Here is a 12695-nt window from a genome sequence, read left to right as displayed (position 1 = left end):
TCCTATTAGAAATATTTTTTGAGCACTTCTGGAATTGTTATGCTACCATCGCTATTTTGATAATTCTCCATTATAGCAATTAGCGTCCTACCAACTGCTAGGCTAGAGCCATTTAGCGTATGTGCTAAGATATTTTTCTTATCATCTTTGTATCTGATTTTGGCTCGTCTAGCTTGAAAATCACGAGTATTTGAAATAGAACTAATCTCTCTATATTTGCCCTGACCTGGTAGCCAAACTTCTAAATCAATTGTCTTAGCCGCACTAAATCCCAAATCCCCGCTACACAACATCATATGACGGTGTGGCAAACCAAGAGCACTTAGCATATCGCTAGCACAACTTACCATCTCATCTAGCATAGCTTCGCTACTATCAGCTTTGGTGATTGCTACTAGTTCTACTTTTTCAAATTGATGCTGTCTTATCATCCCCCTAGTATCACGACCCGCACTTCCGGCCTCTTGTCTAAAGCAAGATGAGTAGCAAGTCATTTTAATAGGCAATTTTTCAGCAGGGATAATCTCATCATTATATATATTAGTTACTGGTACCTCACTAGTAGGGATAAGATATAGATCCTCTCCATCTACCTTATATAGATCATCAGCAAATTTAGGTAGTTGACCTGTGCCATAAAGGGTATTAGAACTCACCAAAAATGGCACATTAACAAGCTCAAATCCACGACTCATATTAAAATCAATCATGAAATTCACAAGAGCCCTTGATAACCTAGCTCCATCACCCCTAAGAATTGTAAATCTACTCCCTGATATCTTAGCCCCAGTAGCAAAATCTAGCCAACCAAGCGCTTCGCCTAGCTCATGATGCTCTTTTGGCTTAAAGTCAAATTCCCTAGGACTCAAAACGCTCAATATACAGACATTATCATCTTCATCCTTACCTAATGGGACATCATCATCAATGATATTTGGCACACTTTTGGCTATTTTTTCTAAATTTAATTCTAGCTCACTTACTATGCCTAAGAGCGATTGAAGCTCTTTTTTGTTAGCATCTAGCTCTGATTTTAACTCGCTTATATCCTCTTTATTTTTAGCTTTTATGCCAAGTTCCTTGCTTTTTGCGTTTTGTATGGCTTGGATATTTTCTAGCTCAAGCCTTTTGGATTTAAGGTTATTGTAAGCTTCTAAAAGCTTAGCTAGCACCCCATCATCTACTTTTTTGGCTTTTAATTTGGCATTTAATTCATCATAATTTGTCTCGATTAATCTTAAATTTATCATATTTTTCCCTTAGTAAATTCCCACAGCATCTCTAACTTTTGCCATAATCTCATCAGAGGTTTTTTTGGCCTTTTTAGCACCGTGATGTAGTATATCTATAATCTCATTTTGATTATTCATATAGTATTGAAATTTCTCTCTAGCAGGGGCAAAATAGTTCCATGTAAGCTCATTTAAATACATTTTAAAATGGCCATAACCTTCGCCGCCTTTACTATATCTATCTTGTAAATTTGCTTGTTCTTGTTCATTTAAAAATAGTTTGGCAATTGCGTAAATATTGCAGTTTTGCCAATCTTTTGGTTCTTCTAAAGGAGTACTATCAGTTACAATTGAGCTACACTGTTTTTTAAGCGTTTTAGCATCGCTAAATATATCAATTGTATTTTTATAGCTTTTACTCATTTTAGCTCCATCTGTACCTGGTACGGTAGCTACATTTTGAGCAACTTGTGCTTCAGGTAGAGTAAAAATTTCCCCATAAGCGTTATTGAATTTAAGTGCTAAATCTCTAGCTATCTCTACATGCTGAATTTGATCTTTGCCTACTGGAACTTTTTGAGCATTAAATAATAATATATCAGCAGCCATTAACACTGGATAACTAAACAGCCCGTGATGAGCCTCTAATCCTTTGGCAACCTTATCTTTATATGCGTGTGCTCTCTCTAATAATCCCATTGGAGTAAGCTGAGATAGTATCCAGTAAAGCTCTAATACATCTTTGATATCACTTTGCACCCAAAATGTAGAACGCTGCGGATCTATCCCTAAAGATAAAAAGGCAGCCGCAGCTTCTAATGTATTGGCTTTTAGGCTTTTTGCATCGCTTAGAGATGTCATTGCGTGGTAATTAGCTACAAATATAAACATCTCATCATCGCTATTATTTTGTTTTTCAATCATAGGTTTAATGCTAGCAAAGTAGTTGCCTAGATGAAGTTTGCCAGAGGGCTGAAGTCCTGTTAGAGTTCTCAAATTTTTATCCTTTTAGATGTTTGCGATTTAGTAGTTTAACGATTTTAGCAGCTACTTGCTGTGGAGTTTTATCCTCTACATTTATGATAAGATCAGCTTTTTTAGCATATGCTTCATCGCGCTCTTTATGCAAGGCTTTGGCTCTATTTAAGTCGCTTAGAAGTGGTCTTTTGGCTAGTTTTTTATCTGCATTTGGAGCATTTAAAATACGCTCCATTATCTTATCAAAACTTGATTTTAGGTAGATTACCGTGCCTATTTTGTTTAAATTTTTAACCTTATAAAATCCACCACCAGTAGAAATTACTACTCCATTTACCGATTTTTCTAGAAATTTAGCTAAATTTTTCTCTATCTTTCTAAACTCAGCCTCACCATCTTCTTCAAAAATTTTTTTAATTTTTTTATTAGCAAAGCTCTCTATTAAATCATCTCCATCAATAGCAAAAACTCCCATTTTGCGTGCTAAAACTCTAGCTACGCTACCTTTGCCAACACCCATAAATCCTATTAATATTATATTTTTATATGTCTGTCTCACTTTTACCCTTGTTTTTTGGTATTAGAACTACTGGAGTCCCATTTAGATTAAATCTCTCTCTAAGCTTATTTAACAAGTATCGCTTATAACTAAAGTGTAAAGATCTTGGTTTATTCATTACCAATGCAATTTTAGGAGGCGCAAACCCAAATTGAGCCGCATAAAAAATCTTGACAATCTTACCATGATCTCTAGGAATCGGGTGAGTTCGCACAGCCTCTTCTATTAATGCGTTTAGTTCAGAGGTTTTAATCCTTTGTGTGTAGTTTTGATATATCTCTTGGATTAAAGGGTAGAGCTTGTGGATTCTTTTGCCACCAAGGGCTGAAACGCTTATAATTGGAGCGTAAGCTAGGAATTTAAATCTATCTCTAATCTCAAAGGCTACCTTATCAAACTCACCATGATCCTTATCCCATTTATTTAGTACAATGATTACGCCAAGCTCAAATTTGCCAACTAATCCAGCTATTCTCTCATCAAGCTCAGTAAATGGCTCACTAGCATCTAAAACTAATAGCGCTATATCTGCTACTTCTAAAATATTTTGAGTACGATTTAGAGCGTATTTTTCTATACCTTCTATCTTTCCGCGCTTTCTAATGCCAGCAGTATCGACAAACTCAAAAACTCTATCATTATACACAAAGCTCTCATTTACTGGATCAATTGTTGTGCCAGCAATACTACTAACTACTGAGCGATCATCTTTGACAAGTGCGTTTAATAGGCTTGATTTGCCTACATTTACACGACCTACGATACCGACTTTGATGTTTTTATTTTCATAATCTATGGCTTTATTATCAAGGTCTAGTTCACCTTGTTCATTAAAATCTTCTAAAAACTCATCAAAATCATCAGTATCGGATTTTAAATTTGCTTGTGGTAGCTGCTTGTAAATCCACTCGCACAGCTCATCAACTCCACTAGCGTGGCTTACAGAGATATTAAATACTACACTAGCACCAAATTCATTAAATTCCCAACTACGCTCTTCATCTTTTTTGCTATCTACTTTATTTATTACTAGCGCTATTGGCTTATTTAGCTTTAATAAACTATAAAATAATTTTTTATCTGCATCATCTGGTAGCATCTTTCCATCTACCATAAATATTATTATATCAGCACATTTTGCAGCATTTAGAGTATTGTTTTTGACATTGATAAAAAGCTCATTACTATCATCTATTCCACCGCTATCTATGAGTATACAGCTTTTATCATCGATTTGAATTTGAGTTTTATTTGTATCTCTGGTAGTGCCGCTAACATCGCTAGTTATGGCAATTCTTTGCTTTGCTAGACGATTAAAAAGCGAGCTTTTGCCGACATTTGGACGGCCTACTAGTATCACTTCCTTCATGAGTTTCCTTGAAAATTATTGGGATAGATTATATCTAAAAGCGTATTAAGCATTTATAAAATTGGAATTTGAGAATGCAATTTTTAGACATTTATGCAGAAAATTAAAATGATTTTTATAAATTTCATATAATAGATTTTAAAATATTGTACATTATAACAAATTTAGTTGTTACAAAATAGGCTTTATATAAGTATTATTAGTAACTGTAATAAGTATGGCAATTTATATTAATTTACTTTTTAAATCAACAGTAATTGCAAATTTAATACTATAAAATACTGATTAAATGAATAGAGCTTAAATTTTGTAAATTAATATTTATTAAAGATCACTATAATTGTTAAATCAATAATATTTTTTGTAGTAATGATTAATTTGATAGATTAAAAAAGATTATTATTTAAAATTTATATAACAACTAACTTACTAAAACAACCAAGACATTTTAAATTTTGAATGAAAAAGATGGCGCGGCGGACGGGGCTCGAACCCGCGACCTCCGGCGTGACAGGCCGATATTCTAACCAGCTGAACTACCGCCGCACCTAAATTTAAGAATAAATGGTGGTCGCTATAAGACTCGAACTTATGACATCCACCTTGTAAGGGTGGCGCTCTACCAACTGAGCTAAGCGACCTTGCAATGGCGACCCTTGCAAGATTTGAACTGGCGTTTTTGCACAGAGAATGCAATGTCCTGGGCCGACTAGACGAAAGGGTCTAATAAAAAGTGGTGTCCTGTGTTGGATTCGAACCAACGGCCACCTCCTTAAAAGGGAGATGCTCTACCGGCTGAGCTAACAAGACACGAATGGCGCGGCGGACGGGGCTCGAACCCGCGACCTCCGGCGTGACAGGCCGATATTCTAACCAGCTGAACTACCGCCGCACCTAAATTTAAGAATAAATGGTGGTCGCTATAAGACTCGAACTTATGACATCCACCTTGTAAGGGTGGCGCTCTACCAACTGAGCTAAGCGACCAAAGTGGTGTCCTGTGTTGGATTCGAACCAACGGCCACCTCCTTAAAAGGGAGATGCTCTACCGGCTGAGCTAACAAGACACTTAAAAAATGAAGTTGAATTATACAAAAAATATTTCTATTTGTCAAGGCATAAAAGCAAATTTTAGCTAAAATTTGTTAATTTTTTTATTTTAGCTAAAATTTGGATACAAAAGTAGTCAAAATCACTACAACTATGTTAAATTTAACTATTTTTTTGTTAAATTATTATCTTTGTTGACTTTGTTGTTGTCTTTTTTAGTTGGTTTTTTATTTTCTTTGTTTAGACTTTTTAGATTTGTTGTATCAGTTGCACCACTTGTAATTAGATCTATTTTGATATTTTCGTAAATTTTATCACCTATTCCAGAGACATTTTTAATCTCATCAATACTATTAAATTTGCTTTTTTGTCTGTATAATATAATCGCTTCGGCCTTGCTTTCGCCAATACCTGGAAGCTCCATTAGCTCATTTTTACTAGCTGTATTAATATTTATGGCTGCCCACATCATACTTGCACTAATTGCAACTATAGCTAACGCTTTCATTAACTCTCCTTAAAGTAAAATAACTTTATTATATCAAATTTTTAGTATTTTTGTTGAAAAATTAATTAAAATTAGATAAAATTTAACTAATTTTTTACCATATTTATTTTTTGGTTTAAGTTTATATTTTAAATTATTAAATTTTTAATAAAAAGCTTTAGTTGAAATTATAATTTAACGTCATAATATTGCAAATTAAAAGATTATTATGCTACGCCCATGATGATAAAATTTGATAAAAAGATATTTTGTAGCAAAATAGGGCGTAGCAAAGTTGTTATATTTCTTGTGATTTTATAAATTTATCAATTAGCTCAAGCTGGATATCTACACTATAATCACTTGTTCCTCCAAGGCTTTTTCTAGCCTCTTTAGAACTCTCTAGCGTTAAAAGTTCTAAAACATCGGTACTAATATTAGGCTCTATACTTTGTAACTCATTTAGACTTAACTCACTTAAATCTTTGCCAAGACTTTCAGCTAAGGCAACACATTTACCAGTTATAAAGTGTGCTTGACGGAATGGAATAAACTTTTTCTTGACCAAATAATCAGCTAAATCAGTAGCGCTTAGGTGTCCAATTTTAGTTGCTTTTAACATATTTTCTTTATTAAATTTAATTTCTTCTATCATCGCATTTAGTATAATTAGTGAGTTCTTGGCATTTTTTACGCTATCAAATACACACTCTTTATCCTCTTGCATATCTTTATTATAAGCTAGTGGTAGAGATTTCATAGTAGTGAGTAAAGATATTAAATTACCATAAATTCTACCAGTCTTACCTCTAATTAACTCAGCCACATCTGGGTTTTTTTTCTGTGGCATTATGCTTGATCCAGTGCTAAATTTATCGCTAATTGTAATATATCCAAACTCACTGCTACTCCATAAGATTAATTCTTCGCACAATCTAGAGGTGTGAGTAAATACTACGCTAAGATTAAATAATAACTCTAATGCAAAATCTCTATCACTTACACTATCCATCGCATTTGGCGTAATACCATTAAAGCCTAATTCATTAGCAACCATCTCACGGTCAATTGGGTGTGGTGTTCCAGCCATTGCACATGATCCAAGTGGGCTTAGATTGTTGCGTTTGTGGCTACTAATAAGCCTATCATAATCCCTACTAAACATAAACGCATAGGCTAGTAAATGATATGCTAGACTAACGGGTTGAGCGTGTTGGAGATGCGTAAAGCCTGGCATTAGGGTAGATTTGTGTTCTTTAGCGATACTATTTATAGCTTTAATAAGATTTAAAAGTAGTTTAGCTAGATCTAAATTTGCTTCTAAAACAAAGAGTCTAAAATCAAGAGCTACTTGATCGTTTCTACTTCTTGCAGTATGTAATTTACCGCCAAATTCAGCTCCAATAATTTGGCTAAGTCTTTTTTCAACTGCCATATGTATATCTTCATCGGCTATGTTGAATTTAAATTCTCCATTTTCTATCTCAGATTTTACTTGATCTAATCCTTCTAAGATTTTATTTACAGCCTCATCTTCAATGATTTTGCATTTACCTAGCATCTTTGCGTGAGCTTTTGAACCAGCAATATCTTGAGCATACAGCTCTTTATCAAATTCAATCGATGCGTTAAAAGCTTCTAATAGCTCACTACTAGCCTCGCTAAATCTACCTTGCCACATTTTTTGCATGAAAAGAATCCTTAATAAAATAATAAAAATAGTAGAAGAATCCGCCCAAAATAGGGCGGAGTAGGTTAGTTTATAGGGCCAGCCTTAGCAAATTGTACACCTTCAGCTACATCCTCATAACGTTTAAAGTTACTAATAAACATATTAGCTAGATTATCCCTTGCAGCGATATATTCATTTTTATCAGCCCATGTGTTGATAGGATTTAGCAGATTAGTTTCAACACCATCAAGTGATTTTGGTATAGCTAGATTGAATTTTTCAAAGTTTTCAAATTCGCATTTTTGTATGCTACCATCTAAAATTGCGTTGATACAAGCCCTAGTGGCTTTTATACTCATTCTTTTGCCTACGCCATACGCACCGCCACTCCAGCCAGTATTTACTAGATATACATTTACTTCGTGTTTGTCAATTTTTTCGCCCAATAGTCTTGCATAAACGGTTGGATGAAGAGGCATAAATGGTTCTCCAAAGCATGCTGAAAATGTTGCTTGAGGTTCAGTAATTCCACGTTCAGTACCAGCAACTTTTGCTGTATAACCACTTAAGAAATAATACATTGCTTGTTCTTTTGTGAGTTTTGATACTGGAGGAAGTATCCCAAAAGCATCAGCTGTAAGGAATATAATATTTCTTGGATGACCAGCTTTTAGGCTTGGTTCGTGATTTGGAATGTGTTCTATTGGATAGCTTACACGAGTATTTTCTGTTTTTGAGTCATCACTATAATCTACTATGCCATTTTCATCTATACATACATTTTCTAATAGTGCATTGCGTTTGATAGCAGCATAAATTTCAGGTTCGCTTTTAGGATCTAGGTTGATACATTTAGCGTAGCAACCACCTTCAAAGTTAAATACCCCTTCATCATCCCAGCCATGCTCATCATCGCCTATTAAGGCTCTATTTGGGTCAGTTGATAGAGTTGTTTTACCTGTTCCGCTTAATCCAAAAAATAGAGCAGTATCACCATCTTTGCCTACATTTGCACTACAGTGCATAGATAGTTTATTTTCTAGTGGTAGCCAGTAATTCATCATAGAAAATATACCCTTTTTCATCTCGCCACCATACCATGTGCCACCTATTACTGCGATATTATCTTCTATATTAAATATTACGAAAACTTCTGAATTTAATCCATCTTTTTTATACTCATCATTTACGCATTTGCAAGCGTTATATACCACAAAATCAGGAGTAAAGTCAGCTAGTTCAGTTTGAGTTGGACGGATAAACATATTTTTGACAAAGTGCGCCTGCCACGCAACTTCAGTTACAAATCTTACGCTTTTGCGACTTGCTAGGCTAGAGCCACAATATGCATCTTGGATATAGATATTTTTACCACTTAGTTGGGATTTTGCTTTAGCAAGGAGTTTATCAAATGTCTCTTTTGTCATAGGTTGATTAACTTTACCCCATGCTAGATATTTATTACTTGGATCTTGATTTACAAAATACTTATCTTTAGGACTGCGACCTGTGAAAATTCCAGTATCCACACTAAAGGTTCCATTATCTGTGACATAACCTTCATTGTTTGCTTTCTCATGAGCAAAAAGCTCATCATAGCTTAGATTATGATAAATCTCTTTGATATCACTTAAGCCTAGCTTATCTAAATCCTTTATCATATTTTTACCTTTTTATAGAATTAAATTTGATGTTCAATTTTAGTATTTTTTAGCTTAATCTTTGGTTTGATTTTGTAAAAGATTTGTAAATTTTAATAATAAATTTTATAATTTAGTAAAAGTCGCCAAATTTTGGCGACTTTTGGATTATTTTAGCTTGACTAATAGCTGGCCATCTTCTACGGTTTGGCCTTGTGAAATTAGAATTTCCTCAACCTCTCCATCGCATCCAGCCTCAATTGGAATTTCCATTTTCATTGCTTCTAAAATTACAACTGTTTGACCTGCTTTTACGCTATCGCCAATATTTACTAGGATTTTAAATACTCCAGCTGACATTGTAGCTGTAATTTCATTTGATGCTCCAGTAGAGCTTACTGCTTTTGGCTCATCTTTTGGTTGACTAGATTCTTTAGCAGGAGTAATAGATTTTAAAGTAAAATTATCAAATCCATCTGCAACTTCAACATTATAATTATGGCCATTTACTGTAACACTAAATTGATTTGAACCAGATTTTGTAGCTGGTTTTATAATATCGCTATTTTTGCGTACCATTACTTTACCTTCGCCTTTTAGATATGCGATACCTTTTTCTTTACAAGCTGCTGCGATAAAGATATTTTCTTCTGTTGCTTCAATACCTTCTTTTTCTAATATAGCTTTAGTATAGGCGATTGATTTTGTCTCATCTTGGTCTGCAATATCTATAGCTGGTGCAGTAGTAGGCTCTAAATTTAGCTGTTTAGCAGCAAGTTCTACAATATCAGCACTTGGAGTTACAGGAGTTTTGCCAAAGTAGCCCAAAACCATTTTACCATAACCTTCAGCTATCTTTTTCCATGGGCCAAACATTACATTATTAAATGCTTGTTGGAAGTAGAATTGACTAACTGGAGTTACACTTGTTCCATATCCACCTTTTTCTACTACTTCTCTCATAGCTTTGATAACGGCTGGGAATTTATCTAAGATATTATTATCTCTCATCATTTGTGTATTAGCTGTTAATGCACCACCTGGCATTGGTGAAAATGGAATTAATGGGCTTACTTGAGTAGCTTCAGGTGGCATAAAATAGTCTTTTAAGCAATCGTGCAATACATCTTCATATTTTAAAATTTTATCAACTTCTAATCCACCTAGATCGTAATCTTTACCTTTTACAGCGTGAAGCATTGTAAGAATATCTGGCTGACTAGTTCCACCACTTACTGGACTAGCAGCTAGATCTATACCATCAACGCCCGCTTCAAGAGCCGCTAAATAACAAGCTATGCTAACACCAGCTGTTTCGTGAGTATGTAGTCTTAGATGCACATTATCACCTAGTAAGCGTCTTGCCATTTTGATTGTTTGATAGACTTTTTCTGGGCTACTTGTACCGCTTGCATCTTTAAAACAAACGCTATCAAATTCAATTCCACTATCTAGAATTTCTCTTAAACATTTTTCATAAAATTCAGCATCGTGAGCGCCAACGCAGTTTGGCGGTAAATCCATCATAGTTACTACTACTTCATGTTTTAATCCGTGATGTTTGATTCTTTGGGCGCTATATTCTAAATTTTTAACATCATTTAAAGCATCAAAGTTGCGAATTGTTGTAGTTCCATGTTTTGCAAATAACTTTGCGTGCATATCTATTAATTCTCTACTACCAGTATCTAAAGTTACAGTATTTACGCCACGAGATAGAGTTTGTAAGTTTGCATCTTTACCAGCAGCTTCTCTGAATTTATCCATCATTGTAAATGCATCTTCGTTTAAGTAGAAGTATAAGCTTTGAAATCTTGCCCCACCGCCAAATTCAAAGTGATTAATTCCAGCTTCTTTAGCTGCACTTACAGCAGGTAAAAAATCATTCATCAAAACTCTTGCACCAAATACAGACTGGAAACCATCTCTAAAAGTGGTATCCATTATATCTATAAATTTCTTTGCCATATTTTTCCTTTTATTAAATTTTACTTATAATTTTATAAGCCCCAGTAGACAAAATTGCGAACGGGGCAACATAACGGAGTGTAAAATACCAAATTTCAAACCATCTCCTAGACATAAAACTTGAAAATATAGTGAATAATCCTTCCTTTTTAATAATATATCCAGCAAAAATGCTAAATGTCAAAGCACCAAGTGGCATTAAGATATTTGAAGTTAGCAAGTCTAATATATCAAAAAACGCTATTGGCTTTTCATTGCTTATAGCTAATGCTGGAATGCTAAAATAGCTACTTGTAACCTCATAGTGTGATAAAATACAAAATATACCTAAAATATATACAAATATTCCAATTATAAATATAGCTTTATTTCTACTTAATTTAAATTTATTTATCAAATATAAAGTAAAAGGTTCTATCATTGAAACAGCTGAGGTAATCCCCGCAAAAAGCAGTGAAGTAAAAAATGCAATTGCAAGAATATTTCCAGCTGCTCCCATTTGAGCAAATAAAGATGTAAGTGATACAAATATAAGCCCAGGCCCATCACTAACGGGTTGATTATCAATTATAGGTATAAATGAGAATACCACAAGTCCCATCATAATGCCTATTAATACATTGATAAAGACAATTGATAGTGTAGATTTAACCAAATTTGTATCATCTGATAAACTAGCAGCATAAGTAGCTACATTCCCAACACCCATTGACATAGAGAAAAATGCCAAGCCTAGGGCTTGTAATATTAGCTCAGCATTTAAAAGTTTGCTAAAATCAGGGATAAATATAAAGCTTAAAGCTTGAGTAAAGTTACCACTAGCCAAAATGGCATATACTAAAAGCCCTATAAGCAAGATAAAAAGCGATGGCATCATCCATATATTTAGTCTTTCAATTCCACTTTTAATTCCTTTAGAAACTACATAAAACACAGTTAAAAAGACTATACTAAAACAGATAAATACACTTGAAAAATCCCCTTCAACAAGACCGCCAAACATAGCTCCAGCTTCTTGTGCCGTGCTTGGTAGGGTGCCAAATGATAGGAATATATATTTTAAAATCCAACCAATAACAATCATATAAAATGAGACTATTAAAATTGCTGTAAGCATAAAAAATCCAGCAAATCCCCAAGCGCGTTTATTTTTTGGTGCTAGATTTTTGAGTGAATTTACAATGTCAGTTCCGCCAAGCCTACCAATTGCAAGCTCTGCTAAAAAGACCACTACAGCTACTCCAAGAGTAAGTATAATATATAATAAGATAAAGGCTGAACCGCCGTTATTGCCGACCATTGTAGGAAATTTCCATGCATTGCCTAGACCTACAGCACATCCAGCCATTGCTAGAATAAATCCAATTTTTGAAAATTTTTCTACCATATTCCACCTAAATACAAAATACGCTAAGTTTATCAAATTTTTTCTTTTTCTATACTTTTATTTTATAATTTTTTTTAATAACTTAGATTTTTTTTAGTTTGTGTAACTTTTTGAAATTTAGTATTAATTTTTTTTGGTTAGAATTTTGTCAAATTTAATTAAAAAGAGGTGCAATATGAGATGTCCAGTGTGTAAAGATGTAGATTTGGTAATGAGTGAAAGAAGCGGAGTTGAGATAGATTACTGTCCTAGTTGTCGTGGTGTTTGGCTAGATCGTGGAGAGCTTGATAAAATTATAGAAAGATCGGCATCAAATTCAAGACAAAATGAGTATTTTGGTAGCAAAAGAGAGT

At 34.0% G+C, this 12695-nt stretch carries 10 protein-coding genes and 7 tRNA genes; 1 reads left to right on the top strand and 16 read right to left on the bottom strand.

Features of this window, described 5'->3' with window-relative positions:
• Positions 1-5 precede the first annotated feature (5 nt).
• The 16 genes from serS to CIGNP103_RS02160 form a co-directional block, all read right to left on the bottom strand.
• Positions 6-1250 (bottom strand): serine--tRNA ligase, encoded by a 1245-nt coding sequence (gene serS / locus CIGNP103_RS02235; RefSeq protein ID WP_086268511.1) that lies wholly within the window; start codon positions 1248-1250, stop codon positions 6-8.
• Between the two features lie 9 nt (positions 1251-1259).
• On the bottom strand, positions 1260-2228 hold the full coding sequence (gene trpS / locus CIGNP103_RS02230; protein ID WP_086224083.1) for a tryptophan--tRNA ligase: 969 nt from the start codon (positions 2226-2228) through the stop codon (positions 1260-1262).
• A 4-nt stretch (positions 2229-2232) separates the two neighbouring features.
• Positions 2233-2769, bottom strand: coding sequence for a shikimate kinase (locus CIGNP103_RS02225; protein ID WP_086251366.1), 537 nt, complete (start codon positions 2767-2769; stop codon positions 2233-2235).
• Entirely contained in the window at positions 2753-4138 is a 1386-nt protein-coding gene (der, locus tag CIGNP103_RS02220; RefSeq protein WP_086226508.1) for a ribosome biogenesis GTPase Der, read from the bottom strand. Before der ends, CIGNP103_RS02225 begins: the two co-directional genes overlap by 17 nt.
• Positions 4139-4607: 469 nt before the next feature.
• A tRNA-Asp gene (locus CIGNP103_RS02215) sits at positions 4608-4684 on the bottom strand.
• Positions 4685-4703: 19 nt separating this feature from the next.
• A tRNA-Val gene (locus CIGNP103_RS02210) sits at positions 4704-4779 on the bottom strand.
• Positions 4780-4785: 6 nt separating this feature from the next.
• Positions 4786-4862, bottom strand: a tRNA-Glu gene (locus CIGNP103_RS02205).
• Between the two features lie 10 nt (positions 4863-4872).
• Positions 4873-4948, bottom strand: a tRNA-Lys gene (locus CIGNP103_RS02200).
• 5 nt (positions 4949-4953) lie between these two features.
• Positions 4954-5030: transfer RNA gene (locus tag CIGNP103_RS02195), tRNA-Asp, on the bottom strand.
• 19 nt (positions 5031-5049) lie between these two features.
• Positions 5050-5125: transfer RNA gene (locus CIGNP103_RS02190), tRNA-Val, on the bottom strand.
• 4 nt (positions 5126-5129) lie between these two features.
• A tRNA-Lys gene (locus CIGNP103_RS02185) sits at positions 5130-5205 on the bottom strand.
• A gap of 149 nt (positions 5206-5354) precedes the next feature.
• A complete protein-coding gene (locus tag CIGNP103_RS02180) occupies positions 5355-5696 on the bottom strand; it encodes a helix-hairpin-helix domain-containing protein (RefSeq protein WP_179187316.1) in 342 nt (113 codons plus the stop codon).
• A gap of 277 nt (positions 5697-5973) precedes the next feature.
• A complete protein-coding gene (argH, locus tag CIGNP103_RS02175; protein ID WP_086243018.1) occupies positions 5974-7365 on the bottom strand; it encodes an argininosuccinate lyase in 1392 nt (463 codons plus the stop codon).
• Between the two features lie 65 nt (positions 7366-7430).
• Positions 7431-9005: a phosphoenolpyruvate carboxykinase (ATP) gene (pckA, locus tag CIGNP103_RS02170; protein ID WP_086235867.1), complete on the bottom strand. Its 1575-nt coding sequence runs from the start codon at positions 9003-9005 to the stop codon at positions 7431-7433.
• Positions 9006-9155: 150 nt separating this feature from the next.
• The gene (locus CIGNP103_RS02165) at positions 9156-10955 is read right to left on the bottom strand and encodes a biotin/lipoyl-containing protein (protein WP_086268510.1); all 1800 of its coding nucleotides are present in this window, start codon (positions 10953-10955) and stop codon (positions 9156-9158) included.
• A 13-nt stretch (positions 10956-10968) separates the two neighbouring features.
• Positions 10969-12342 (bottom strand): sodium-dependent transporter, encoded by a 1374-nt coding sequence (locus CIGNP103_RS02160; protein ID WP_086268509.1) that lies wholly within the window; start codon positions 12340-12342, stop codon positions 10969-10971.
• A gap of 175 nt (positions 12343-12517) precedes the next feature.
• Between CIGNP103_RS02160 and CIGNP103_RS02155 the strand changes: the two genes are divergently transcribed.
• Positions 12518-12695 (top strand): TFIIB-type zinc ribbon-containing protein (locus tag CIGNP103_RS02155; protein ID WP_180381784.1); only part of this gene is annotated, 178 nt, incomplete at its 3' end.

The sequence above is a fragment of the Campylobacter sp. P0103 genome (assembly GCF_002139545.1).
GTDB lineage: Bacteria > Campylobacterota > Campylobacteria > Campylobacterales > Campylobacteraceae > Campylobacter > Campylobacter devanensis.
The sequence above is the reverse complement of the archived record's forward strand: the minus strand, read 5'-3'. Positions and strand labels throughout refer to the sequence as shown.